At 39.7% G+C, this 25,122-nt stretch carries 25 protein-coding genes and 1 pseudogene; 19 read left to right on the top strand and 7 right to left on the bottom strand.

Annotation, left to right across the window (positions count from 1 at the left end):
* Window positions 1-82: 82 nt before the first annotated feature.
* The 6 genes and pseudogenes from EV146_RS22220 (at window position 83) to EV146_RS22190 (ending at window position 6,049) form a co-directional block, all read left to right on the top strand.
* Complete coding sequence (locus EV146_RS22220) at window positions 83-904, top strand: sugar phosphate isomerase/epimerase family protein (RefSeq protein WP_132010864.1); 822 nt, start codon at window positions 83-85, stop codon at window positions 902-904.
* 64 nt (window positions 905-968) lie between these two features.
* Window positions 969-2,156, top strand: a complete 1,188-nt coding sequence (locus tag EV146_RS22215; RefSeq protein WP_132010972.1) for a levoglucosan dehydrogenase — start codon at window positions 969-971, stop codon at window positions 2,154-2,156.
* 145 nt (window positions 2,157-2,301) lie between these two features.
* Window positions 2,302-3,285, top strand: a complete 984-nt coding sequence (locus EV146_RS22210; protein ID WP_132010862.1) for an ROK family glucokinase — start codon at window positions 2,302-2,304, stop codon at window positions 3,283-3,285.
* A 985-nt stretch (window positions 3,286-4,270) separates the two neighbouring features.
* Window positions 4,271-4,846: pseudogene (locus tag EV146_RS28440) on the top strand (MEDS domain-containing protein).
* 175 nt (window positions 4,847-5,021) lie between these two features.
* On the top strand, window positions 5,022-5,366 hold the full coding sequence (locus tag EV146_RS22195) for a hypothetical protein (RefSeq protein ID WP_132010858.1): 345 nt from the start codon (window positions 5,022-5,024) through the stop codon (window positions 5,364-5,366).
* Window positions 5,367-5,422: 56 nt separating this feature from the next.
* Window positions 5,423-6,049 carry an STAS domain-containing protein gene (locus tag EV146_RS22190; RefSeq protein WP_158287173.1) on the top strand — a complete coding sequence of 209 codons (627 nt, stop codon included), beginning with the start codon at window positions 5,423-5,425 and terminating at the stop codon, window positions 6,047-6,049.
* A 255-nt stretch (window positions 6,050-6,304) separates the two neighbouring features.
* On the opposite strand, the gene EV146_RS22185 is transcribed toward EV146_RS22190, so the two are convergent.
* Complete coding sequence (locus EV146_RS22185) at window positions 6,305-6,529, bottom strand: manganese catalase family protein (protein WP_132010854.1); 225 nt, start codon at window positions 6,527-6,529, stop codon at window positions 6,305-6,307.
* Between the two features lie 320 nt (window positions 6,530-6,849).
* Entirely contained in the window at window positions 6,850-8,049 is a 1,200-nt protein-coding gene (locus tag EV146_RS22180) for a NupC/NupG family nucleoside CNT transporter (RefSeq protein ID WP_132010852.1), read from the bottom strand.
* Window positions 8,050-8,386: 337 nt separating this feature from the next.
* Between EV146_RS22180 and EV146_RS27230 the strand changes: the two genes are divergently transcribed.
* From EV146_RS27230 to EV146_RS22165, 4 genes are all read left to right on the top strand, one after another.
* Window positions 8,387-8,563 carry a hypothetical protein gene (locus EV146_RS27230; RefSeq protein WP_158287172.1) on the top strand — a complete coding sequence of 59 codons (177 nt, stop codon included), beginning with the start codon at window positions 8,387-8,389 and terminating at the stop codon, window positions 8,561-8,563.
* Between the two features lie 70 nt (window positions 8,564-8,633).
* The gene (locus tag EV146_RS22175; RefSeq protein WP_132010850.1) at window positions 8,634-9,728 is read left to right on the top strand and encodes an L-dopachrome tautomerase-related protein; all 1,095 of its coding nucleotides are present in this window, start codon (window positions 8,634-8,636) and stop codon (window positions 9,726-9,728) included.
* A gap of 299 nt (window positions 9,729-10,027) precedes the next feature.
* Window positions 10,028-10,222 (top strand): hypothetical protein, encoded by a 195-nt coding sequence (locus tag EV146_RS27705; RefSeq protein ID WP_181215929.1) that lies wholly within the window; start codon window positions 10,028-10,030, stop codon window positions 10,220-10,222.
* Window positions 10,223-10,641: 419 nt separating this feature from the next.
* Window positions 10,642-10,926, top strand: coding sequence for a putative quinol monooxygenase (locus EV146_RS22165; protein ID WP_132010848.1), 285 nt, complete (start codon window positions 10,642-10,644; stop codon window positions 10,924-10,926).
* Window positions 10,927-11,356: 430 nt separating this feature from the next.
* Here the strand turns inward: EV146_RS22165 and EV146_RS22160 are convergent, their stop codons facing one another.
* Window positions 11,357-11,794, bottom strand: a complete 438-nt coding sequence (locus EV146_RS22160; RefSeq protein WP_132010846.1) for an Rrf2 family transcriptional regulator — start codon at window positions 11,792-11,794, stop codon at window positions 11,357-11,359.
* A gap of 173 nt (window positions 11,795-11,967) precedes the next feature.
* Here EV146_RS22160 and EV146_RS22155 point away from each other — a divergent pair, with 173 nt between their 5' ends.
* The gene (locus EV146_RS22155) at window positions 11,968-12,840 is read left to right on the top strand and encodes an SDR family oxidoreductase (RefSeq protein ID WP_132010844.1); all 873 of its coding nucleotides are present in this window, start codon (window positions 11,968-11,970) and stop codon (window positions 12,838-12,840) included.
* Window positions 12,841-13,193: 353 nt separating this feature from the next.
* Here the strand turns inward: EV146_RS22155 and EV146_RS22150 are convergent, their stop codons facing one another.
* Genes EV146_RS22150 through EV146_RS22140 form a run of 3 tightly spaced genes read right to left on the bottom strand, consistent with a single transcriptional unit; the run spans window position 13,194 to window position 14,933 of the window.
* Entirely contained in the window at window positions 13,194-14,330 is a 1,137-nt protein-coding gene (locus EV146_RS22150; protein ID WP_132010842.1) for a zinc-dependent alcohol dehydrogenase, read from the bottom strand.
* An 18-nt stretch (window positions 14,331-14,348) separates the two neighbouring features.
* Window positions 14,349-14,708 carry a spore coat protein gene (locus tag EV146_RS22145; RefSeq protein WP_132010840.1) on the bottom strand — a complete coding sequence of 120 codons (360 nt, stop codon included), beginning with the start codon at window positions 14,706-14,708 and terminating at the stop codon, window positions 14,349-14,351.
* 15 nt (window positions 14,709-14,723) lie between these two features.
* Window positions 14,724-14,933, bottom strand: a complete 210-nt coding sequence (locus EV146_RS22140) for a spore coat protein (RefSeq protein WP_132010968.1) — start codon at window positions 14,931-14,933, stop codon at window positions 14,724-14,726.
* 157 nt (window positions 14,934-15,090) lie between these two features.
* On the opposite strand from EV146_RS22140, the gene EV146_RS22135 reads away from it, so the two are divergent.
* Together EV146_RS22135 and EV146_RS22130 are read left to right on the top strand one after the other, a co-directional pair.
* The gene (locus EV146_RS22135; protein WP_132010838.1) at window positions 15,091-15,297 is read left to right on the top strand and encodes a hypothetical protein; all 207 of its coding nucleotides are present in this window, start codon (window positions 15,091-15,093) and stop codon (window positions 15,295-15,297) included.
* Window positions 15,294-15,593: a spore coat protein gene (locus tag EV146_RS22130; protein ID WP_132010836.1), complete on the top strand. Its 300-nt coding sequence runs from the start codon at window positions 15,294-15,296 to the stop codon at window positions 15,591-15,593. Before EV146_RS22135 ends, EV146_RS22130 begins: the two co-directional genes overlap by 4 nt.
* Window positions 15,594-15,847: 254 nt before the next feature.
* On the opposite strand, the gene EV146_RS28000 is transcribed toward EV146_RS22130, so the two are convergent.
* A complete protein-coding gene (locus EV146_RS28000) occupies window positions 15,848-16,060 on the bottom strand; it encodes an endo-beta-N-acetylglucosaminidase (protein ID WP_258235998.1) in 213 nt (70 codons plus the stop codon).
* 504 nt (window positions 16,061-16,564) lie between these two features.
* Here EV146_RS28000 and EV146_RS22120 point away from each other — a divergent pair.
* The 6 genes from EV146_RS22120 to EV146_RS22095 all read left to right on the top strand — a co-directional run bounded on the left by EV146_RS22120 (window position 16,565) and on the right by EV146_RS22095 (window position 24,986).
* Window positions 16,565-17,611 (top strand): LacI family DNA-binding transcriptional regulator, encoded by a 1,047-nt coding sequence (locus EV146_RS22120; RefSeq protein WP_132010834.1) that lies wholly within the window; start codon window positions 16,565-16,567, stop codon window positions 17,609-17,611.
* Window positions 17,612-17,775: 164 nt separating this feature from the next.
* Window positions 17,776-19,053, top strand: a complete 1,278-nt coding sequence (locus EV146_RS22115) for an ABC transporter substrate-binding protein (protein WP_241994015.1) — start codon at window positions 17,776-17,778, stop codon at window positions 19,051-19,053.
* 55 nt (window positions 19,054-19,108) lie between these two features.
* On the top strand, window positions 19,109-20,047 hold the full coding sequence (locus EV146_RS22110; RefSeq protein WP_132010832.1) for a carbohydrate ABC transporter permease: 939 nt from the start codon (window positions 19,109-19,111) through the stop codon (window positions 20,045-20,047).
* 14 nt (window positions 20,048-20,061) lie between these two features.
* Window positions 20,062-20,907, top strand: a complete 846-nt coding sequence (locus tag EV146_RS22105) for a carbohydrate ABC transporter permease (RefSeq protein ID WP_132010830.1) — start codon at window positions 20,062-20,064, stop codon at window positions 20,905-20,907.
* A 148-nt stretch (window positions 20,908-21,055) separates the two neighbouring features.
* On the top strand, window positions 21,056-22,726 hold the full coding sequence (locus EV146_RS22100; protein WP_132010828.1) for a DUF6259 domain-containing protein: 1,671 nt from the start codon (window positions 21,056-21,058) through the stop codon (window positions 22,724-22,726).
* Between the two features lie 358 nt (window positions 22,727-23,084).
* Complete coding sequence (locus EV146_RS22095) at window positions 23,085-24,986, top strand: beta-L-arabinofuranosidase domain-containing protein (RefSeq protein WP_132010826.1); 1,902 nt, start codon at window positions 23,085-23,087, stop codon at window positions 24,984-24,986.
* Window positions 24,987-25,122 lie beyond the last annotated feature (136 nt).

The following is a 25,122-nucleotide window of genomic DNA, read 5'->3' as shown; positions in this document are numbered from 1 at the left end:
TTACTATCTTGGAGGTGAGTTTGCTTCATATTTTCTATGAGAATTATGGCACACTATATCCAACACATATGGAGGTAATCACATGAAATTAGGTTATCAAACAAATACTTGGGGCGGCGTAGTTGGTCATCCAGCGGGTGTTACTTCTGTTAAGGATTCTTACTACCTTGCTTACGGATCAACAGAAGAGGCATTAAAGGATATTTCTGAAGCTGGCTATGATGGCTTTGAACTCTTCGATGGCAACTTAATGGAATACAAAGAAAAAAAAGAAGAGTTCTTAAAATTGATGAACGAGCATTCTTTAACTTTGGTTGGTGTTTATACCGGCGGGAACTTTATTTTCCCTGATATTTTAGAAGAAGAATTAATAAAAATAGAAAATGTCGCGGCATTCGCATCCGAAGTAGGTGCAGAGCATCTAGTAATCGGCGGAGGAGCAGTACGTGCAAACGGGATTCTTGAAAGTGATTATAGGGCTCTTGGTAACGCGCTTAATAAAGTAGTAGAAATTGCTGAAAAATATAATCTTGTTGCAAGTTATCACCCTCATTTAGGAACGAATGTTCAGGCTCCTAAACAACTTGATAAATTAATGCCATTAACAAAAATTAATCTTTGCCCAGACACAGCTCATATCGAAGCAGGCGGTGGAGATCCCGTGACTGTGATCAGAAAATATGTGGATCGTATCAAGTATGTGCATTTCAAAGATTATGCCAATGGAGATTTTTTACCATTAGGTGAAGGCCATCAAAAATTTGATGAAATGGTTAAAGCATTAGAAGAGGCGAACTATGATGGCTGGATTACGGTTGAGTTAGACAGCTACCCAGATCCGAAACACGGGGCTAAAATCAGCCGCAGCTATTTAAATCAATTCGATAAAGTAAAAAAAGCATAACGTTTCATCTATTAAGAATAGTAAATTTTTTAAAAAAAGAAGATAAAAGTGGGAGGATACTATGATGAAAAAATTAAACGTAGGTATGATTGGTGGAGGATTTATGGGTAAGGCGCATTCACTTGCATATGCAGGAATGCCAATGTTTTTCTGGCCAGCACCAGCCATTCCTCATCGCCATACAGTAGTTGACGTTAACGAAGGATTGGCTAAAGATGCGGCAGCAAGATTAGGCTTTGACAACTATGCTACCGATTGGAGAGAAGTTGTTAACAATCCAGAAATCGATGTGATTGATATCGTAACTCCAAATAATACTCACGCAGAGATTGCGATTGCAGCTGCAAAAGCTGGAAAGCATATTATCTGTGAGAAGCCATTAGCATTAGGTGCTGAACAAGCGAAAGAAATGTTGGAAGCAGTAAAAGCAGCAGGTGTAAAACACGCGGTCGCTTTTAACTACAGGAGAACACCAGCTGTTGCGCTTGCGAAAAAATATATTGAAGAAGGAAGAATTGGTAAAGTTCTGAGCTTCCGTGGAACGTACTTACAAGACTGGTCAGCTGACCCGAACTCTCCATTATCATGGCGTTTCCAAAAGAAAATCGCTGGGTCAGGTGCTCTAGGTGATATTGGCACACACGTAGTTGATTATGCTCGTTACCTTGTTGGTGAAATCACAGATGTAAATGCGATGACAAAAACATGGATTCCTGAAAGACCCATTCAAACGGGCGGCATCGACAAGTTAGGTACTGTGAAGGCCGGAAGCGACGATGTACCTAAAGCAGCTGTAGACGTGGATGATGAATTTATTACGATGGTTAAGTTTGATACTGGTGCAATCGGAACGATTGAAGCAACACGTAATGCGCATGGCCGCAACAACTTCCTAACTTTTGAAATTCATGGTGAAAAAGGTTCTTTATACTTTAACTATGAGCGCCGTGACGAGCTTCAAGTTTGCTTCGCTGATGATCCAAGTGATGCAAAAGGATTTAGAACAGTTTACTCAGGACCAGCTACTCCTTACGGTGAAGGACTATGGCCAATCCCTGCTCTCGGTATTGGTTACGGTGAAACAAAGATCATTGAAACATATGATTTCTTTAAAGCAATCAGTGAGGATACTGAATTCTCACCTAACTTCAACGATGGTTACCAGATTGAATTAATTGCAGATGCGATTCTTGAATCAGCCGAAAAGGGTCAATGGATCAATCTTGAAAAAACAGCTGCAGCTGTAAAATAATGAGAGAAGCAGAATGCCTACTCCTAGTTGGCTCTAGCTACACAAATCTCTCAAACTGCAACAGGAGGCTTCTCAATTGAGGAGCCTCTTTTGTAAAGTGTCGCTTTTCGGAGCAGGAAAACATGAAGGAAATGAGTGAATCGTTATGGGAGAAAAATGGCTAGTAGGTGTTGATATAGGTGGCACTACGATTAAAATGGCATTTATCAGTTTGTCTGGTGACATTATTTGTAGTTGGGAGATCGATACTGACATTTGTAATAAAGGCAAACACATACCCGCATCCATTGCGAAATCTATTGACGAAAGATTGAAAGAATTCAATCTAACCAAAAATCAGTTAGTTGCAATCGGAGTTGGTGCGCCAGGCCCTGTGAACAAGGATGACGGATCCGTTGAAGTGGCGGTAAACCTGGGCTGGGAAAAATTCCAATTACAAACGATTCTCGAGAGGGAAACATCTCTGCCGGTTGTTGTCGACAACGATGCAAATATAGCGGCAATCGGTGAAATGTGGAAAGGTGCGGGCAAAGGGGCTAAAAACTTAATTTGTGTTACTTTAGGAACAGGTGTTGGTGGTGGAATTATCGTTAATGGCGAGGTTGTACATGGGGTAAATGGAGCCGGTGGTGAAATTGGACATATCACAGCCGTACCGAAAAACGGAGCACCATGTAACTGCGGGAAATTAGGGTGTCTGGAAACAGTAGCTTCAGCTACTGGAATTGTTCGCTTGGCCAAAGAAGAATTAGTCTCTTCAGATGAGAGTAGCTGTTTACGACAATATCAGATACATCAAACCTTGTCCGCCAAGCACGTCTTTGATGCGGCGAAGGAAGGCGATGTACTTGCTAACCGAGTCGTCGAACAAGTGGCCTTTCATTTAGGATTGTCTCTTTCAAATTTAGCGAATGGCTTAAATCCTGAAACAATTGTGATTGGAGGAGGGGTTTCGAAAGCTGAGTATACCTTGTTGCGACCGCTTAGAGAGGAGTTTGTTCAATTTGCTTTTCCGAGAGTGGCACAAGGTGTCGAGATTGTGACTGCTAAACTAGGCAATTATGCAGGTGTTATTGGTGCAGCATGGCTGGCGAAAGAAAAGATCCTCAATAAGAATGTATTTCAATGATAATTTTTTTGAGAAGAGAAAGGCGAAAACTAATCAGTTTTCGCCTTGTTTATTTTTCTATTCACTAATTTTCTTGTGTATTTGAAATTACTAAAGTGAAATAGTAAATTTATTCATGATTTTAATAACTTCCTTATACCAACAAAGTGTGTAGGGAGCCCCTATTCTTTATAACAATATGATAGCTTACTTAGTTTCTTTAGAAGTACTTCTACTGCTCTGAACCGAGTTCGTAGGAAGATTGATTGATACTGATAAAGCAGGATAGCACACAGAACCCAAATCGTAAATGGAGATTAAGCAAGCGCCACTGAGGGCTATCGTTCTTGTAGTATCACATTCTAAGTGTATCTGTTGCTTGTCTAAAAAGTTATTGATAGAGGTTAATTAATACATTGAAAACATTAGCTAAAAACGATTAAAAAAGCTTTGACGTGCTTTGTCATAATGGATGCACAATGGTATCTGATATAATATATTAGACACTGTAAATGTTATGAATCGAAAAAAGGTGTTAATGCAACAGATTTTACAAGGTTTCATGGATAAATTGTTTACCACATTGGTTGGTAACAGGGTGAGATTTACTAGATTTGCCTTAGCAAATGGCCGGTCAGAGTGGTAGCGATCCATATAGAAGATTTGGAAGTCCGTGATTTTGAATCGATGTCCGGATACAGGATACATAAACCAAACAAGATGAATTAGGAAAAGGAGTTCTGTTTACTCACAATGATTTTGTTCGGTCAACGCCACCCAGGAATGGATCAAAGCATGAGGAATAAATTCGACATTATACCGTTCTATTGACCGGCATCGAAATGCCAAGGTCGATTAAGAGATCAGGTCGTAGCGCGTTCATTTTGTCATTGGAGAACTCTATTTTTGATGTATGAGGTTTCGATTAAAAAACGAGATAATCACCCTACCCTTTATAAATCATAAGGAATCAGGTTAACCAAATTTGTTTTTTTAGTAAGAGAGTATGTATATGACTATTATTTCAAACCTAAACAATAAACCACAAAATAGTGCACATATACTTTATTGTTTCGAGGATTTAGAACAATACTTAAGCAATGCGGCTCATTACATAATATCTGGTATTGAAAAAGGTGACCAGATAATATTAATAGATAATGATAAAATTTACTCTAAATTGCGCGAGGAAATTTCTATAACCCTTTCAACTGAACAATTGATGAAGGTGAATTTTGTCAATAACTTTGATTATTACTGCGTTAATGGTCAATTACATCCCCCCACGACTTTAGATTACTTCTATAAAGTTGTTCACCCTTATTATGAGAATGATATCCCGTTCTGAATATGGGGGCATGTTGAATGGGGATATCAAGAAGATCTCAGCCAAACTTTGGTAAAATTCGAAAACGAGATGAACAGTATCATCAACAGGGAGGAAATACTTGCAGTATGCGCGTATGATGCTATAAGAGTATCCGAGGAACTAAAGGCTAAGCTCATTGAATGCCATGAATTTTATATGACAGACACGGAGTTTTCATCGAGTCCTTACAATGTCTCACCCCACCTTTATTAATTTTAAGCGTAATTTTCAAACTATTATACAGGTTCCAACATGTTATAAAAAATCTTTATGCTGCATTAGCACAGATTACAAACGTAGCACCCGCACCGGCTGGCGTTATTGGATTTGTAACCATTGAAGCTGATAAATCAAAATAAAAATCTATAAATTCATGGAGCGGGTAAAAATGGCGGATTCGAACGTTAAAGTAAAAGTAAACAAGAATGAGTTTGTGTGGGACCAAGAAAAGGGGCTTTTTACTTTTGATGGAGCTTCAGCTCTTCTTTTTTGGGATTCTGCAATAGAGCTGTTCCTGAAGACGATTGAAGAAGTATCAGGCAGTGATGTATCAAAGACAGTTTATGAAGCGACAGGATACCGAATGGGACACCTAGTCAGTTCGTATTATAAGGGAAGGACTGATATTGAGCAGCTTCTTGAAGAGTATTCTGACATATATAAAATGCAGGTTGGGGAAACGTTACTATCACAGATTATTCGTTTAGCGAAAAAAGAGCCGTTGTTCAGCTAACTAATAGCTGGGAGCACCGTATTTTCAATGACTCCAACAGGGATCATGCAGGTGTTTTGTTGCCAAGCCATTGGGCGGGCGTTTTTACAGGTCTCTTTGGACAAAATGTATGGTATAAAATCATTAAAAGTCAGCTAAACGGGAACGAATATGATGAAATAGAGATATTTCCTTCAGATGTTACACCCTCAAGGAATATTCATGAATTGGCCAGGCGTAAAGAACGACAAAGCATCAAAGAATTGGAACAAAAGGTGAGCGAAAGGACTGAGGAACTGACCTCACTTGTACAGGAACTATCTTTTCCGATAATTCCAGTCTTAAAAGGGATACTTGTGACACCCCTAATTGGAAAATTTAATGAAGACCGACTGTCTGATTTAATGCAAAGAGCTCTTTTTGAATTAAGCAGGAACAAAGCTCAATATCTCCTTATCGATTTAACTGGAATATCTAGTGTTGATGATTACACTATTTTTGGAATACAGAAATTAATAAAAGCGGTTCGTTTACTTGGGGGAGATTGTTTTGTTGTAGGAGTGTCCAAAGAGCTTGCAATAACAATCACACTGTCAGGAATAGATATGAATGATTTCCTTTCCTTCTCTAGCCTTCAACAAGGAGTAGAATACGCATTGGAGCAACACGGCTATGAACTAATGTTAAAAGGGACAAAACTGTAGGTGAAACGATCTATCTTAAACTTAACTCCTATAACCTTTATAGAGATAAGAAAGACTAAAATAAATCCTTCCTCATACTCTGTACAATGGTTCTGCTCGCGACGAAGAGAAACCAGCGATCGGAAATAGAAGGATTACTACCAATCGGGAGCATCGGAATGATTTTAGTAAAGATTTTCGTGGAGGATAGGGAGAGAGTTCGGGGGATAAACAAAAAAGCTGCCTGACAGTGTGTCAGGCAGGAGGTCTTGTAATCTAGCGGAAGAGCTTATTATGAAGGTTGGAAGGAGCCGGCTTTAGGTTAGGCCGTTTACCCTCTGGCACTGGGGAACTGACATATTCGTAATCACCATGACCATCCAGAGCCTGGCCCTGTGCCCAGCGGCCAGTGCTGCTTTCCTCTCCTTCCGAAAAGTTATACAGCTTGTAGGAAAGCCGATAGTAGCAGTCCTTATCAATCTCTCCGCGAAAATGAAGCATGCTAGGACTCGGTATGGTAAATTCCCTACATGATCTCCAGCTACTGTATGGAGGTACTTATAGTCTTCCAGCATGGGATGATTGGCAAAGTCCAATTTTCCTGTTACTTTAATGGCTAGTGATTTAGTTTGTTTCTGCTGAAACTGAATCAAGGTGCCAACCCACATTCCTTGAGAAACCGACGTCTCTCTATAGTGACTAGACGACGGCCGATTTTTATCACTCTTTCTGGATACCCATAATCACCCAAACAAGTTCAACAAATATCGTTCTCTAGGGAACGAATTCTTATTAGAACTCATGTGGGCAATGGGTCTTAATCAGATAAAGAGGCCAACAATCGTTGCTGATAAAAAGGAGGCCAAGGTTGCTCCGAAAAGCAACTTAAATCCGAAGCCCGAAACCATCCTTCCTTTCTCCGGATCCATCGCTTTAACGGAGCCCGCTATGATTCCAATCGAACTGAAGTTTGCAAATGAGATTAAGAAAGTTGAAACAATCGCAACTGTCTTTTCTGAGAGGTCAGGAATCATTGGCTGAAAACTCAGCATAGCCACAAATTCATTTAGGACGATTTTCGTGCCCATAATGCCTCCTGCCTGAATGGCTTCGTTCGCCGGAACCCCACTTAAAAAGACGAGTGGATATAGAATAAAGCCGAAAATTTCTTGCAGGGTTGTTTCATAGCCAGCCAGTCTGGTTACTCCGGAGATAATGAAGTTGACCATTTCCATTGTGGCAATAAACGCGATGAGCATTCCTGCTACAATTCCTGCAATTTTCAATCCGTCTATTGCCCCCTCACTCATAGCCTCGAAAAAACTGTCAGCCTGCTCCGTTTTATTTATCTCAATAATGTCTTCTTCTTTTGGCAATTTCACCGGCATTAATATGGAAGCAATTATCAAAGCGGAAAAAGCATTGAGAACCATTGCCCCCAAGACGTATTGTGGAGGAAGAAGCTGCATATAGGATCCACTGGTGGATGCGGATACAGAGCCCATTGCTGAAGCACAGACCGTGTACAAGCGGTCCCGGCTCAAACGAAAAAATTGCGACTTAATGGTTAAGAGCGCTTCGGATTGTCCAAAGAAGATGGAATTTACAGCATTGAAAGATTCCACTTTTGGCAACCCGGTCACAGTTGATAATGCCCCGCCCAATAATCTGATGACCAATGGAAGGATTTTAAGATAGGTTAAGATCGAAAGCAAAGTGGAGAAGAAAATGATAACTAAAGAGACGTTAAAGAAGAACACGAATGGAGCGTCAGTCGCTATTCCTCCAAATACAAATTCAACGCCGACAGTGGCGAAATCCAGCAGCCTGTTAAAACCGGCTGATATGGTATTAAGGATGCTTTGACCGATTGTCGTATTGAACATAAACCAGGTTAGTGCAAACTGTAAAGCCAACATGATCGCTACGGCTTTGAGATTTATGTTTTTTCGGTCTTTTGAGAGGACATATGGCAGGCCTAATAGGACGATGATACCCAATATCGCAATAAGAATATCCAAATTTGTTACCCCCGTAATTATATAGGTTTAATTACATCTTTATGATGGGCTACCATTTCCCTTCTTATGCTAGAAGAGTTCATTGAGTAGGGTACAAAAAGATTTATCATTATGGAGAATAATAAATCTTTACTTCTAGTTAACAGGTGCTGGGAGGGACCGAAAGTGGTGTAGACGGAAATCCCAAGGGAACAATCAACGGTGCCACACGCAAACTAAACCGAACAACATCACGAGGCTGCCGACAAAGGAGAGTCTAGTGAACACATATCAAACATGGAATAAGTTTCGGCGAAAAGCCAGAAAGAAAACGAAAGGGGTAATATGAAATCATTACATGGACTATTTTATGCCATGGCAGATTGGGGGAGAGGATATAAAAAAATCATTAGGCTCTGAATTTAATTGTGAGATTGATGAGGAGGATAAGTTATTGGTTAATGGCGGAGTTTGTGATCAATGTTACAGCATCCAAATTAAAAAAGTTATCTTTTCGTATAGAAAAACTTATTAAGAAACATGCACTAGAAAAAATATAAATCATATATAGGTGTTATCCCGTTTGAATGCTTGAGGAGGATATTATGAAACCTATGTTAGCTAGTGAAAAATATTTCGGTAATTTAGAACTAGTTTATGCATTTTATGGGGCTATGCCTACAGGTGTTACTGTTTCAGAAACCGGTCGTATTTTCATTTGCTTCCCGAAATGGGGAGACGATGTTAAATTTACGGTGGCGGAAATAGTTGAAGATAAATTGCAGCCTTATCCTAATTTACAAACCAATTTGGTTAACCCCGAGAATATCACAATGACTTTCATCAGTGTCCAAAGCGTAGTTGCTGATGGAAGGGGAACGCTTTGGATTTTAGATACAGCGGCACCCAATTTTTCTGAACCTATTAAAGGAGGGGCCAAATTAGTTGCTGTTGATATAGATACCAATACATTAAGAAAAGTATATACTTTTACAGAAGATGTTGTCCTGCCTACAACTTATCTGAATGATGTCCGTTTTGATTTTCGTGTTGGAAAAGCAGGTTATGCCTATATAACGGATTCTTCTTCAAGAGGACCAGGAGCTATTATCGTCGTAGATTTATCAAATGGAAACGCGTTTAGACGGTTAAATGGGGCAAACTCAACTTCACCCGATCCCCACTTTTTACCGAAAGTAGAAGGTCAAATTTTGATGAATCGAAACAAAGACGGTTCAACTTCTCCATTTAGATTGGCGTCTGATAGTCTTGCGATTTCTCCCGATGGAAAGATATTATTCTTTGCTCCACTAACCAGTCGGCATTTGTTCTCGATCTCAACAGAAGCCCTGAGAGACAGAAATATACCTGACATGGAATTACCTTATCATGTGGAGTATTGGGGAGAAAAAGGTGCATCTGATGGAATGATCACCGATGCAAGAGGAATCATTTATGCTGGGGACTATGAAAATAACAGTATTCGAAAGATATTGCCGAATGGAGCAATGGAAACCATTGCACATGATCCAAGAATACTATGGCCTGATACTTTTTCTATTGGCCCTGATGGATATTTATATGTCATTGTAAACCAATTGCATCGGCAGGCCAGATTTCATTATGGAAGAGATTTACGAGAAAAACCTTATAGTTTACTTCGTATGAAAATTGGCGAAGTACCTGCTCCTCCCTTTTAATAAAAATGGTCTACTTCCTTCCAGCAGTAGGCCTTTTAGATGTCGTACAGCTACTTCCAGCCTTATTATGGATAGATTTCTGCTTCCCTAAAGATCATAAATCCAGGTTTAACTCTCCTTCTTAAATGAGTTTTTATTCTTTACATATAGGATGAATGACACTGGGCGTCTCCGCATAAACAGGGGCGCCTTTTCGTCCGTGTAAATGGATAAGAAAAGGCGGAATGAGGATAATAATCCTGGAAAGAACGGGAGTTTTTACAGAACTCATTAAGGATTTCAGATAAGAAAATTTATGTTTGGGAAAAAGAGAAAAGCAAACGAATCCGTCAGAAAATAAGGACAGCAACCAGCTTATTCAAAAGAATAATGATTCATCTATAGCTGTTGTCAAGGACCTGTTTTCTATGGATGATGGAGAATTGATAGAATACAGGATTAATGAAGATCGGAATATAACTCTTATTTTCATCCGAACGTTGATTGACGTTTAGAGGTTAAATGAATCCAGCATTCAGCTGTTAAAACATTGTTCTGAAGACATGATACATATATGCATTGCCTCATTAAAAGCTGACGCTCTGAACAGCCTTGATGAAGCACAGAATCTGATGATGTAGGGACATGTGCTCCTTGATGACGGCAAGGGAGCTGAAACCATTTTATACGGTCCTTTCACACTTGCATTTTTTAGGGTGATATATAACGATGTAAGTGTCTATCAAAGTGTATCAAATCCTTTACTAATTTAAGCCTACTAAAAAAGTTAGGAGTAACAGTTAAAAGCTTACATAACTGGAGCAGATAAGAGATTAAAGAGGTATATTTTTTACACCATGCTGGGGGGACATTGACTCCGTTGCCACCAACTTTTAAAAGAAAGACGAACTACTCATTATTAAGGGGGATGAAAATGGAGCATATTGTAATTACTGCTGTATTAAAACCAAAAGAAGGCCTGCAGGGGCACCTATTATCAGAACTTAAAAAGGTACAAGATGCATCAAGGGAAGAGGCAGGTTGTATAAAATATGACTTGCACCAATCTGAAGACCTAACTTTTGTTTTATATGAAGTGTGGAAGGATGAGGAAGCGTTGGAACACCATATTCAGTCGGCTCATTATCAGGAATATAGGAACAATATTGCAGAGCTTGTATCAACTAGAGAAGTGTATAAGCTAAAAATAATGGAATAAGTTCATAAGATCGTTACGTCTGACAATTAGATGACTGTTGGAAAACTATTCTAATACAGAGCAAAGATGTGAAGAAATTGCCGGAATTGAAATTATCAGACATAGAGCAAATTGTCTTCTGATTGACTTAGCGCTTTCTACAGGAGATGAGAAATGGTTTACTGAAACTATCTTCTCAGATAGACTCCATGAGGCAGCTTGTTGACTCATTTAAATAATGTAAAAACAGAAATATCCGAAGTAAGATCAGCCCGTCACTTCAATACTGTATATTGTTGTCCGATCACTTTGACCAATAAGGCAAAGGATAAAATGCGAGAGCTCGTGATGTGTGAGAAGCCGGAGGTTAGTACCCCACCAGCTCTATTATTTATTTAATTCATTAAACACCAGAAAAATTAAAAGACATTCTATAGGAATGCCCTTTATATTAACAGACGATATTTGATTTTTTGCCAATATCCTTAACAACATCCTCCAGAGTCACATTACCCAATACTTTCTCCATTGCTAACTGTGCAGCTGAAAATATCGGCTCTATTGTATTTTGGATATGCCTCCCCACCGGACAGTCGGCGTTCGGATTTTCATGCATTCCAAACAACTCATTATCTTGTACAACATTAACAGCCTTGTATACGTCAAGGAGTGTTATTTCCGACATTTTCTTAGCAAGCTTGGCTCCAGCGATTCCTGGATGCACCTCTACCAATCCTGCTTTCTTCAGCATCCCCATAAGTTTCCTGATTACAGCGGGGTTCGTGTTGACGCTTGAAGCCAGAAAATCGGATGTGCTAATCCCTTCCTTATTAAATTCAATCAACGACAATATATGAATTCCAACTGAAAATCGACTGCTGATGGACATAAAGCATCCCTTCCGTTTGTAATTAATTGGATTACAGGTTTATTATACCTTAAAATCATGAAGAATAACAAAGGACAAACGGTTTTTGTTGACTTGACATAAACTTGTAATTATAATGATTACATGTAATTGAATAGGTTACAATATTAAAATGAATCTAGGAGGACTTTTTTATGAAATTGTTAGTTACAGGCGCTACTGGAAAACTTGGAACCAAAATCGTGGATACCTTATTAAACACTATTCCAGCTGAGCAGGTGGCTGTCAGTGTGCGTAACCCTGAAAAGGCTGCAGGATTACAAGCCCGCGGAGTCGACGTCCGGCAGGGTGATTTTGACAGCCCGGAGACATTGGATACTGCATTTGCAGGCATCGACCGCTTGTTAATAATTTCTGCTGATGGAGACAATGAAACAAGAATCCGCCAGCATACAAACGCAGTCGTTGCTGCGGAGCGCGCGGGTGTTAAATTTATTGCTTATACAAGTATAGCTAACGCTCCAGAAAGCACTAATCTAATGGCTCCGCCTCATGTTGCTACTGAAACAGCCATCAAGAAAACAGGTATACCTTATTCATTCCTACGCAATAACTGGTATCTCGAGAATGAAATTCCAACCATCCAGGCTGCCATGGCAGGGGCACCTTGGGTTACATCAGCAGGTAATGGCAGGGTAGGCTGGGCAACGCAGCAGGATTATGCAGAAGCTGCTGCTGCAGTCCTTTCCGGGAAAGGCCACGAAAACACAATCTACGAACTGTCAGGGAAGTTATTGACCCAGGAAGAACTTGTATCCGAATTGAGCAATGTCCTGGGTAAAGATATTAAGGTGCAGCAGGTGGATGACACTGCCTATGCCTCTATCATGAAAGATGCAGGTCTCCCTGCTTTCATCATTCCGCTCCTAGTCGGCATTCAGGAAAGCATTCGCAACGGCTCTCTGGAAACTGAAAGCAATGATTTCGAAAAGGTTCTGGGACGTCCTGCTACACCGGTCAAAGAGGCATTAACTGAAATTGTTAATGAAATTTCCCAGTCAAAATAAAAGCAAAATTCAACCGGCCTTTCTTAAATAGAATTGGCCGGTTTTTTTGTTACCGTAGGTTTTAAAGTGGGAAGGCTTCTTATTTAGATCCCTTACAATGGCTCCGTGCCAATGTTTTCTAAAGTACATGCCCTCGCTTTGATGTATATTGATACGGTACCATTTGCCTGGGAAAAATACCCGCATCATGGAGTTGTTTTAAGAGCTTTCAACCGTATTGGAACTGCTTCACTATATAGATTTAAGGAATGAGTAAAGCTTACATCTAAAAACTCTTAACTTCTTGGCGAAATCCGTATTTTTCTGTTAACAAAACCAAAAACCCAGTCTTAAACTTACTGGGCTGTCTGTTTTTATGGCTTTAATACAACTTTAATGCAATCTTCTGTTTTTGTGTCGAAAACCTCATATCCATGCTTAGCCTGATCGAGGGGGAGAACGTGTGTAATAACATCGCTAGGGTCTACTTTTCCTGAATTGAACAGGTCATATAGGAAAGGCATATACGGAATAACTGGTGCCTGTCCCATTTTTAGATCGATATTTCTCTGGAAAAAATCTCCTAGCGGAAAAGCATTATATCGTCCTCCGTAAACGCCTGTAATTTGGATGGTACCGCCTTTTCTAACCGCCTGGCTAGCAATTACAATTGCCCCCATCGCTCCGCCCTGAAGCTTTAATCCGCTTGCAAGAAATTCCATTTCGGTCCATTTTCCATCCATACCGACAGCATCGATGACAATATCTGCTCCGCCCTTTGTAATTTCCTTTAGGTACTGACCGGTGTTTTCATGCTGTTCAAAATTCACAATCTCAACCTTGTTGTGTCTCTTGGCATGCTGCAGTCGGTAGTTAACGTAATCTACAGCAATAACCCTCTTTGCTCCCTTGTACCAGGCAAATTTTTGGGCAAGCAGTCCAACCGGGCCGCAACCAAGCACTACGACTGTATCTCCCTCTTTGACGCCGGCATGGTCTACCGACCAGTAGGCAGTTGAAGCTGCATCGGCAAGTAAACAGAGCTTTTCATCTTCAACTTCGCAAGCTTCCGGAATTTTAAAAGGCGTAAAGTTTCCGTAAGGTACACGCATATACTCAGCTTGCCCGCCAGCATAGCCGCCAGTAAGTTCAGAGTAGCCGAAAAATCCGCCCATGTCACCATGGGGATTGGAATTATCACATTGGCTGGTTAGATCATGCTGACAATACCAGCACGAGCCGCAACTCACGTTGAAAGGGATAATAACCCGGTCGCCTTTTTTTAAATTCCTTACATCTGGCCCAACTTCCTCAACAACCCCCATCGGCTCATGCCCAATGACGAAATCAGTAGGCATACTTGGAATCATACCATGAATTAAATGAAGGTCCGACCCACAAATTGCGGAACTTGTTATTTTAACAATAATATCATCTGAATTCTTAATTGTTGGATCTTTCACTTCTCTTACTTCTACATTTTTAATCCCTTGATAGGTAACTGCTTTCATCTAAATAGTTCTCTCCTTTTATTCATTTGGAGTAGCGAACATTCCGCCCCGGTCGGTGTCATTATGGAAGAGAGTCATTTGTCCAATTTGAACGGCTGTCTCTGCTCCTTTTAAATCAACTGGATACTGCTCTTTAAAATTATAGGGGTGAAGCCATTTTCTCTTCATCATTAAGTCGGCTATTTCTCCGTGTAGATCAATTGCTTGCATCAATTGTTTAGTTAATACTCTTTTAAGTTCCGGATTAGCAACTTCTGCAATGGCAAAGCCATAGTTACGAATACCATTTTTTACAGAAAGCAAGAAATCCATTGCAAATGCAGAATCAGCCAGATTCGGCATGCCTTCCGCGTTTCTCGGGTCTAGATAGTCTTTCATGAATCCACCTCCTGGTTAATGAAGAATTTCACTTTGTTTATAAAAAGGCAGTAGCTCATTTATCGCTTCTGTTGATTGTTGAACATCTTTTTGCATTAATTGTTTCAGCTCATTATTAAAGCAAATCCCTTGCATTAATTTTGACCTCAGTAAACAAACAGTTTTCATATTGATGATTTCGTGTGTTTCCAAAGTTTCGTGTAGAGCCAATTTTTGCTGATCCATCAATTCTTCACCTCCACTTTTTTATAATCTAAAGTATTTTCCCAAGGTGGTTTTCTATTTATACACAATCAGAGAGTGAATAATTCTTAACATGAATATTCCATTAAAGTCATTCAAATAAATAAGAAGATACACAAACTTAAAAGGAGTGAAATTGATGGTCAAATATCTAGGATTGCATGAGACTCTGGAAGTACACGAATTGTTAACCTTTAAAAACCTGTGTTTAACCAAATCAACAACAATGGGTCCTTTGGCACAGGATGAAGAATTACAAACAATTCTTTCAAATGATGTCTCGGCAGGACAGCAGCAAATTCAGCAATTACAGCAATTTTTAACAAATCGGGAGGCCAACCAATGAATCAATTTATCCAAAACATGGTAGGAATGGGCGGTATGACTGACCAGATTATCGCAACTGATTTCTTAATGTCTGCCAAAGCAGGAATAAGAAACTACACAATTGCAATTACAGAAGCAGCTACCCCGGAATTAAGAACAGTATTGAGAGAACATTTACAGGCTGCTATCCTAACTCATGAAAATATCACAAACTATATGATGTCAAAAGGATACTATCATCCGCATAATCTAAGTGAGCAGCTGCAGGTTGATTTAACTGCATCACAAACTGCAACCAACTTGGCACAGCAATAGGCTTTTGTTTATTAAGGGAAGAGAGGATTTCATAGCAACTTTAATTAGGGGAGAAGTTACGAATTTGCCTGTGTAGAATTGTCTCTGCACAGGTTTATTCTTTAGGGGTTACCACCTTTAGGTCTATATTCTATAAAGTTAGTCTAAGAGGACATTAGGAAATACCGCATGGCTCCTCTGGTATTATTTATATTTTGGAAAAATACTGGTCCGCCAATGGAAACCTCCTATAGAAATCATTTTCTTCTATCCGATCATTGCTTGTTATTGGGGGGGAATTCATTTCTTTCCCCCATATACCGGTAGGGAAAGAATACATTCCCTAAAATAGGTAACCTATTTGTATGCGTAGCGTTAATGACGTCCTCTCTTGGGGGTACGATAATCCCTTCAGGAGCTGAACCTGCCAAATACACCATAAGGTCAACGTATTGCCATGTAGAGTAGCTACTTGGAGTTGCACGCATGGGTTTGACTGCTGGTTTATACCAGGAAACAGAAGGTGGAGATGTCAAAACAGCCTGAAAAAAAGAAAGAATTCCTTTTTGGATCTTCAACAGCATAAGCCAAAAGGCTTGGAAATCATGTGTTCGATTGGAAAACAAAGACGGAAGGTTCGATGTCAAAATATATTGACTGATCAAAATAGCATATTCCTGCAAGACTGAGAAACACTTGTTTCTGACAGTATGTTTTTAAACTTCTGATTGCGAGATTAGTAGTTTTCTTATAATAAACTCCAGGAACTTGGCAGACTTTGTAAACCGGAATTGATGTGGAAGCAAATGGGACAAGCACACAGGTGGATAGGCTAATGCTAATTTATTCGAAATAACATTTAGGAATAAAAGAGCCCCTTTAATTAAATTGATAATCCTACCCTATAACTTTTTTAAAGATAATCTATTGACAAAATTATAAATTTTCAGTTATTATTTGTTTAAGTTAAACGATTAACTAGGAGAATCTAAATGATCAGACTAAAAGATATAGCAGAAAGAGCCAACGTTTCAACCGCAACTGTTTCCTATGTACTAAATAATACAGGCAACGTAAGCGACAAAACGAGAGAAAAAGTATACCAGGTTTTAAAAGAAATGAACTATAAACCAAATGAGATAGCAAGAAGCTTGAAGATAAAAAAGACGAGCACAATCGGGGTTATTGTAGAGGATATTACCACCTTTTACGTTCCGGAAATCATTGATGGCATTAATAAATATGCTGAAAAATTAGGATTTTCCATTTTATTAGTCAACCTCCGTATCTATAAAAAGCTGGGGCTGAAGTTGGACAATATTGAAAAGTATAAAGATCTAATTGTTAGTGCAACAAATGAATTACTCAGCAAACAAGTGGATGGAATCATCTATATCGGTGTTCATACCAGAGATGTTACTGGATTAATTCCTGAAATCAATAAACCAATAATCTATACGTATTGCTATACAAGTTCGAATCAAGATTCCGTTAACTATGACGATGAGAATGCAGCATTTGAAGCAACAAAATACTTGATTCACAAGGGTCATAGCAAAATTGCGATTATCAGTGGCCCTGTTGACTCTGTTCCTGCTCATCGGCGATTAATTGGTTATCACCGCGCACTTATGGACCATCAGATTTCATTTAATCCCGCCTATATTAAAACAGGAGACTGGGAATATCAATCTGGGTATGAAATGGCCAAAGAACTCCTTAAGAACCATGATCCACCAAGCGCAATTTTTGCCATGAGTGATGTCATGGCCGGAGGGGTGTTAGATGCATGTAGGGAATTAGAAATTAAGGTGCCCGATGATCTGTCTCTTATTGGTTTTGATGGCCAAGAATGCAGCTGGTATTTTACCCCTAAGTTAACGACCATGAAATTACCGCTAGGTCAGATGGGGGAACTATCCATTAAGAAGATGGTTGAACGAATCAAACAGTTAAAAAATAACGAAAACCATAGTGAGAAAACTCAACTTCTATGTGAATTGATTGAAAGAGAATCAGTTTCTTGTCCTCACCAATAATCCGCCATAAGGATTATTGTAAGTGGTACTTAATCGTTTAACTAGTTCGTGCAATTAATAATGCCAACCTATTTTAGGAGGTGATGTATATCTGATTGAATGGATATGTACATACCTAAAAAATGAAAGCGTTTTTAAATTATTTGACTAAAGGGGATGCAACGATGAAGAAAAGAAAATTCTTTAAAACTGCGATCGCGCTTGTAATGTCGGTTGCTTTAATTTCGGGATGCTCAAGCGAGGGATCTTCTTCATCTGCTGAGGAATCAGGCGGAGAAAAAGTAATAAAAATGTGGACTCGAGAAGCAAGTGCAGCAAACGTACAGGAAGTCGTTGATAAATTTAATGAAGAAAAACATGGGTTTAAAATTGAAGTGACTTCATTTCCTAATCATAGCTTTTCTGACCAATTTGCAGCAGGATTATCATCTAATGATGTTCCAGACATCTTATCCCTTGATTTAATATTGGCACCCTACTTCTCATCAATCGGCGCACTTCAAGATTTAACAGATAAATACGAGTCATTATCATACAAAGACCAGTTTATTGACGCAATGGACCGGCTCGGAACATACGAAGATAAAAAATATGCCCTTCCATTTAGTGCGGATGTATCTGCTTTAGTTTACAACAAACAGCATTTTAAAGAAGCTGGGCTGGACCCGGAAAAGCCGCCCACTACTTGGCAAGAGATGCGTGAATATGCAAAGAAACTGACAACGAAAGATCGTTATGGTTACGTATTTGCCGGAGCGGACCTTGGAGCATATGCCTTTACGTTCCTTCCTTTTATGTGGGGAAATGGAGGAGATGTCTTTAATGATGATAGTACGAAATCTGCGTTGAAGTCCAAAGAGGCATTGGAAGCATTGCAGTACTATACAGATTTAACCCGGAAAGATAACGTTACCCCTGAGGGTGTAGTTACCTATAGTTGGGCCCAAACACAAGATGCCTTTACTTCAGGAAAGGCTAGTATGATTTTGACAGGGAATTTTGTCATAAACACGCTTAATAAAGAATACCCGGATATTGACTACGGAGTAACTCTCATCCCTAAAAATGAAGGAAAGGAACACTCCTCATTTGCAGGAGGTGAATTAATCGCAATACCGAATGGTTCTAAATATCCAGAAGAAGCCTGGGAATTTATTGAGTATGCTCTATCTGAAGAGGCTCAGATTGACGTATTCGCAAAGAGTGGAACGATTCCAATTCGAACAGATTTGTTTGATAACCAATACTTTAAGGAAGAACCTAGATACCAGGTGTTCGCAGAAGCATTAAAAGTAGGAAATACCCCTTACACAACAAAGTATACTGAAATCTTTAGTCAGCCATTGCTAAATGCGATGCAAAGTGCTCTAAAAGGGGATGTTACCCCAGAAGAAGCATTTAAAAAGGCCGATAAAGAAATTAATAACATATTAAGTAATTAGTAGAGATATGAGGAAGAAAGGAAACTTTCTTCCTCTTGAAAGGAGGAAAAAGGAAATGGGAATTGCTACAAATCAGCAAGTACAAGTATCAATTAAAAAGCCTGTAAAAAGACGGAATTTTAAATTACGAAAATATAAATTAAGCCATATATGTTTTATTTTGCCCGCTTTACTATTGAATCTTATTTTCTTTGTCTATCCGTTTATAAAATCCTTCATTATGTCATTTTATAAATGGCCAATCATGGGGGAGAGTACCTTTATCGGGTTAACCAATTATTTGAACCTCCTAAAGGACGGTACGTTTTGGAGCTCACTTTGGTTTACGGCAAAATATACTCTCATCGTGACGCCTGCATTGTTTCTAGTTGGTTTTATACTGGCACTGCTCATAAATAATCGATTAAGGGCAACTTCATTCTTTCGCTCCGTGTATTTTATGCCAGTCGTTATTTCTATGGTTTCCTGCAGTTTAATGTGGCTGTGGATCTACAATGACCTGTATGGGATGCTCAATTATTATCTGTTGAAGTTCCATATTATCAATGAGCCTATAGTCTGGATGGGACAGGCAAGTACTTCTTTGCCCGCAATCTCTTTCATGATTACGTGGAAGATGGCTGGCTTCACGATGGTCATTCTTTTATCGGGTTTACAATCAATTTCGGAAGAGGTCTATGAAGCCGCAAAGACTGACGGAGCCAGCAAATGGCAGCAGATATTATACATCACGATCCCACTTCTCAAGCCTTCCATTGGTTTATCACTTGTCATCTCAGTCATTGGTTCAGTTTTGGCTTTTGAACAATTTCTCGTCATGACCCATGGAGGCCCTTCAAATAGCACGACCACAGTGGTACACCATATCTACAATACATCTTTTAAATACTTCAATCTAGGCTACGGATCTGCTATGACCTTTATATTACTAGTGATTTTAATCATTTTTAGTGTGTTCCAGGTTAAAATGATGCGTGATCCAGCTGGAAACTAAAAGGAGTGTCTAACTTGAGGGGATTATTTTCAGATCTACAAAACCATAAGCTTAATTATATTGTAAATTTCATTGTCGCGTTTCTATTCCTGGTTCCTTTTCTTTGGATCGTCAGTACGTCATTCAAAAAATCGAGCGATATTGTCAAGTATCCGCCCGAATGGATTCCTGATAACTTCACTTTTGATAATTACCAATCCATTTTTACTCTTCAAAACGGTGTATTTTTAAATTATTTTCTCAATAGCGCAATTTTGACGATAAGCACTGTACTGATTGTCACGCTTGTAGGGGCTTTTGCCGGTTATGGCTTCTCAAAGTTAAATATCCCATTTAAAAATATCATTCTCATGCTCATTTTAGTCACCCTGATGATTCCGTTTCATGGTCTACTCATTCCGTTGTTTTCCATTATGAAAGGATTAAATTTATTAAATACTCATATTGCTTTGGTGATTATCTATGTTACATTTCAGCTGCCTTTTGCGGTGTTCATGCTGAAAAATTCATTTGATGCATTGCCCAATAGTTTGAGAGAGGCGGCTCTGATTGACGGTTACAGTGACATTCAAACCTTCCTAAAAATTGCGCTCCCTCTTGTATGGCCGGGACTCGCGACTGTCGCTATTTTTTCAGCCTATACGACTTGGAATGATTTCCTGATCGCTCTCGTGTTTGCCAATTCAAACGAATTGAAAACATTGAATGTAGGCCTGACAAACCTTGCTGTAGGGCAATATGGAACGAATTGGGGTCTGCTTTCTTCAGGATCAATCATAAGCTTTATTCCTATAATCTTATTGTTTTTCTTCTTGCAGAGGTACTTTATCAGTGGACTGACAAGCGGTTCAGTCAAATGATTTTAAACCCTCTGGGTATTAGTATCCGAGGATTGAAGAGATTGTAGGTTAGGTTCAATAAAACCTTTTTAAACAACTCTTGCACCTATGAACTTACATTCTATCAAGCTTAAAAACTATAACCATATTGAAGTGGAGGAAATTGGACTTGTATACAATTGGATTTGATTTTGGGGATACAGTGATTCAATTAAAGGAATTAAGTTTCGCGGTAAGGTTATTTACAGAACAAAACGCCTATGCTCCAGATCCTGACAAAGTGACCATAGTGGAGACAAACGAACGCGCATTATTAACGGCAACAGGTCTTTCCTGGGCTGGAAATCAAGAGAAAGCACCAGGTGAGATACAATTGGAAATCACCCTTGGGACAGATGGCCGCTATGTAATAAATGCCCGGGGAAGCCATGGAACTGAAGTGTGCAAGTCAATCCTAGTCCAGGTTTTTAATCTGAATTTAACCAGTATGCAATTTGACGAGAACAATAAGACCGTCCTTAATGTTCATGATTACCATCGTGACATTAAAGCGAAACATTATCCAATTAACATGAAAATGCCGCTTGCTTTTATTGAGGATCATCAGCAGAACAAATGGTTTGCATTATCAAAAGACAACAAGGTTCGTTTAAAGGGCTTTGCTAGCCACTTTGATCCCTATCTTGAAACTCAAGTATTAGACTTGGCGCATGAAGAGGACAAAAGATACCGAACCAACGAGATTGTCATGCCACCATGGCATCTTGGCTGTTATGAGGATGTTGAATCCATTATTTTGGAGCGGTGCGAGGACTTGGAGAACAACTTTAACTTAGTACCCTTCCGTCAGCGTGAAGATACACCCGCTTGGCTTGAGGACATTAAGCTTGTTACGATCCTCCACGGTGAGCATTGGACAGGGCATGTGTTCAATACTTTTGCCGACATGGAGAAGACCCTAAAATCCATTACAGAAAAAATCGATGGAAAGCATGTGCTTGCTTTTTTACCTGGCTGGGATGGCCGGTATTATTACAACTATCCTGAATATGAACCAAGTGCCAGGATGGGGGGCAAGGAAGGGTTCAAAGGGTTTGTCCAAAAAGCCCACGAACTAGGTGTCAAAGTTGTACCAATGCTAGGTGCGAATAATGCCAATATTGAAGTGATGAAGAAACTTGGATTGGAAGATGCGGTCATTAAGGATGCCTGGGGTCTTGAACAAAGATGTGACTGGGTGGACTGGGATTATGATTTATCAACTGAAAACAATTGTATGTTAGCCAACATGGGCCATCCAGGATATTTACAACATATGATTGAACGATCCAAATATTTAATTGAAACATATAAAGTAGACGGAATTTTTCTGGATATCTCCTTCTGGTGGGCAAACGATCCTCATTATTCACCATATGAAGGTCTTGTCAGCTGGGCAAAGGAAATGAAAAAGAACCGTCCAGACCTGCTGCTGTTCGGTGAAAATAGTTATGATGCACTTTGGGGTGTATTTTCAATGTTTCATGAAAAAGGTTTTCCCGCTGGACATGGAAGCGCACTATATCGTTATGCGGTTCAGACCCATTACCTTGCATACCCGGCACCCGGAATGGGATCAGGCGGCATACACGAATTTGCATGGAAAGAAAATGGACAACCGTGGGAAAGGCATCATCCTGAATTAATCCCTACCTTATCTATTGTCCAGAACACAATTCAAAATCATCCGAAAGCGGTTGAAAATATTATAAAACAGGCGAAAGCCTGGAAGCAGTTCTACCCTGGTGTGTCTAACTTGAAATGGGATGAAGCCAGAAGTAGCATTCCTTCATTAAAGTAGATATTTGTTTCAGAGGCTTGAACTTCCAAAAGAAGATACCAAATGAAAAAGAAAACGGAGAGTTGTGGATTTAAAGTTCACTTAATAAAAGAGTGGAGGGAATAAGCTACTGAATTGACAGTAAGTTACTCAATATTAAGAGTAAAGTTGTTCCTTCTTATTCCTGAACAAACCTGAGACCCATGAAATGAAAGATTAGTTTAATCAAAGATGAGCTGCATCCTCTAAGTTCCATAATCTCTAGTAAACAGTTTTTAACCAGCATCTGTACCCGTTATGATAATGGGTTGCAGGAGCAATCCCGCATCTTTTCAGAACTTATTATACTCAATGATCCTTTAGATTGGAGTGTCTAATAATGAACAGAACCAATGAGCTCCCAAGCCTCTCTCTTGCAGAAACCAAATTACAATCGTTACCGCTTGGGAGCATCAAACCAGAAGGATGGTTGAAAAATCAATTAAAAATACAGGCTAACGGATTCACTGGCCATTTAGATGAACATTGGGAGGATGTAGGACCAAACAATGGCTGGCTTGGCGGTTCTGGTGATAGTTGGGAACGGGGTCCTTATTATTTGGATGGATTAGTTCCGCTTGCTTATTTACTGGAAGACCAGCAGTTAATTGAAAAGGCTCGTCCGTGGATTGAATGGACATTAAACAGCCAGCGAGAAGATGGATCATTTGGCCCTAACCACCTGACGACAGTCAATCTAGAGTGTGATGATAATGTAGATATGGATCAGCAAGATTGGTGGCAGGAAATCATCATGTTAAAGGTATTGACGCAATACCAAGAAGCCACTAATGACGAACGAGTGATTCCGTTTCTGATCCGTTATTTCCACTATTTAAAAGAAGCAATTGAAAAAGTGCCTTTGAGGGAGTGGGCCCAGGCACGCGGAGCAGATTTGCTTCTATCGATTCAATGGTTACATGAGAAAACAAAGGATCCATCTCTCCTTGAATTGGCTGAAACGGTTCGCACGCAAACAATCGATTGGAGCAGTATTTTTGCAAAATTCCCGTATTGGCGCAAACAGTACGAATGGAACCACCGTACTCATGTTGTGAATGTTGCAATGGGGATAAAGGCACCAGCCGTTTTCTTTCGCCAAACAAATGATGTTATGGAAAAAGAAGCGGTATATAAAGGAATTGAAAGCTTGATGACGTACCATGGACAAGCGCATGGCATGTTTTCCGGCGATGAGTGGTTATCAGGAACCCATCCTAGCCAAGGTATTGAGCTATGTGCCGTAGTCGAGTATATGTTCAGTTTGGAACAGATCATAAGAATCCTAGGGGATGGGAGTTTTGCCGACATATTGGAAAAGGTTGCGTTTAACGCACTTCCAGCAGCAATATCTCCCACATGGGATTCACATCAATACGATCAGCAAGTTAACCAAATTATGTGCAATGCAGCAAAGCGTCCATGGGTAAATGGACCTGATGCAAACATGTTTGGATTAGAGCCTCATTTTGGCTGTTGCACATCGAATATGCACCAGGGATGGCCAAAATTTGTGACGAGTTTATGGATGTCTACACAGGATGGCGGTTTGGCTGCTATTTCCTATGCACCATGTAAAGTGCTAACAACAGTTGAGAAGGGGATAGGGGTTGAGTTAACGGTTCAGAGTGATTATCCGTTCCGAGAACATGTGACTATTGATCTGAGTGTATCGAAAGAAACAAGATTCCCATTAAACTTGCGTATTCCAAGATGGTGTAAAGCGCCAATCATTAAGGTAAACGGTACCCGTATGGAAGTTCAGGTTGAAAATGGATTTGCGTGTTTAAATCAATTTTGGAGTAATAATGATCAAATTGAATTGAGCTTACCGATGGAAGTTGAGTTAAATGAACGAAATAATTCGGCCGTAAGTGTGGAACGGGGTCCTCTTGTGTATGTTCTGCCACTCGGTGAACAATGGGTATGCGTGCAAGAAAGGGAACGTTTCCATGATTGGGAGATCTATCCCAAGAGTGCCTGGCGTTACGCTCTTCTTGAAAATGCAGAATTTAAATTGGAAACAGGAGAGCTAACATCTCAACCATTTCGTGCAGAAACGGCTCCTATTAAGCTCATGACAAAGGGACAGCTCATATCGAACTGGGTGATGGAGAAAAACTCGGCGGGGGCGCCACCTTTGAATCCACGACCTTATGAAAAGGGCCGGGCTGAAGCTCTGGAACTTGTCCCGTATGGCTGTGCGCGGTTACGAATCGGGGAATTTCCTGTAATTCGCTAGCTATATATCTATTAATAGATTGAAAATAAGTATTACCTGATTTTTATAGTTAAACGGGTAAGAACTAAGCATAGTAGGAAAAAGGGATCTTCCTCATATAGAAGCCTTAATTTATAGGAATGCACTAAAAAGAACT

Source organism: Mesobacillus foraminis (assembly GCF_004340465.1).
Taxonomy (GTDB): Bacteria; Bacillota; Bacilli; order Bacillales; family Cytobacillaceae; genus Mesobacillus_B; species Mesobacillus_B foraminis.
This window is presented reverse-complemented; position numbering and strand designations above follow the sequence as displayed.

Excerpts from the sequence above, each read along its gene's own strand:
- EV146_RS22220 (WP_132010864.1), top strand. The coding sequence starts at position 83 with ATGAAATTAGGTTATCAAACAAATACTTGGGGCGGCGTAGTTGGTCAT.
- EV146_RS22215 (WP_132010972.1), top strand. The coding sequence starts at position 969 with ATGAAAAAATTAAACGTAGGTATGATTGGTGGAGGATTTATGGGTAAG.
- EV146_RS22210 (WP_132010862.1), top strand. The coding sequence starts at position 2,302 with ATGGGAGAAAAATGGCTAGTAGGTGTTGATATAGGTGGCACTACGATT.
- EV146_RS22195 (WP_132010858.1), top strand. The coding sequence starts at position 5,022 with ATGGCGGATTCGAACGTTAAAGTAAAAGTAAACAAGAATGAGTTTGTG.
- EV146_RS22185 (WP_132010854.1), bottom strand. The coding sequence starts at position 6,529 with ATGCTTCATTTTCGCGGAGAGATTGATAAGGACTGCTACTATCGGCTT.
- EV146_RS27230 (WP_158287172.1), top strand. The coding sequence starts at position 8,387 with ATGGACTATTTTATGCCATGGCAGATTGGGGGAGAGGATATAAAAAAA.
- EV146_RS22175 (WP_132010850.1), top strand. The coding sequence starts at position 8,634 with ATGAAACCTATGTTAGCTAGTGAAAAATATTTCGGTAATTTAGAACTA.
- EV146_RS22165 (WP_132010848.1), top strand. The coding sequence starts at position 10,642 with ATGGAGCATATTGTAATTACTGCTGTATTAAAACCAAAAGAAGGCCTG.
- EV146_RS22160 (WP_132010846.1), bottom strand. The coding sequence starts at position 11,794 with ATGTCCATCAGCAGTCGATTTTCAGTTGGAATTCATATATTGTCGTTG.
- EV146_RS22155 (WP_132010844.1), top strand. The coding sequence starts at position 11,968 with ATGAAATTGTTAGTTACAGGCGCTACTGGAAAACTTGGAACCAAAATC.
- EV146_RS22150 (WP_132010842.1), bottom strand. The coding sequence starts at position 14,330 with ATGAAAGCAGTTACCTATCAAGGGATTAAAAATGTAGAAGTAAGAGAA.
- EV146_RS22145 (WP_132010840.1), bottom strand. The coding sequence starts at position 14,708 with ATGAAAGACTATCTAGACCCGAGAAACGCGGAAGGCATGCCGAATCTG.
- EV146_RS22140 (WP_132010968.1), bottom strand. The coding sequence starts at position 14,933 with ATGGATCAGCAAAAATTGGCTCTACACGAAACTTTGGAAACACACGAA.
- EV146_RS22135 (WP_132010838.1), top strand. The coding sequence starts at position 15,091 with ATGGTCAAATATCTAGGATTGCATGAGACTCTGGAAGTACACGAATTG.
- EV146_RS22130 (WP_132010836.1), top strand. The coding sequence starts at position 15,294 with ATGAATCAATTTATCCAAAACATGGTAGGAATGGGCGGTATGACTGAC.
- EV146_RS28000 (WP_258235998.1), bottom strand. The coding sequence starts at position 16,060 with ATGCGTGCAACTCCAAGTAGCTACTCTACATGGCAATACGTTGACCTT.
- EV146_RS22120 (WP_132010834.1), top strand. The coding sequence starts at position 16,565 with ATGATCAGACTAAAAGATATAGCAGAAAGAGCCAACGTTTCAACCGCA.
- EV146_RS22115 (WP_241994015.1), top strand. The coding sequence starts at position 17,776 with ATGAAGAAAAGAAAATTCTTTAAAACTGCGATCGCGCTTGTAATGTCG.
- EV146_RS22110 (WP_132010832.1), top strand. The coding sequence starts at position 19,109 with ATGGGAATTGCTACAAATCAGCAAGTACAAGTATCAATTAAAAAGCCT.
- EV146_RS22095 (WP_132010826.1), top strand. The coding sequence starts at position 23,085 with ATGAACAGAACCAATGAGCTCCCAAGCCTCTCTCTTGCAGAAACCAAA.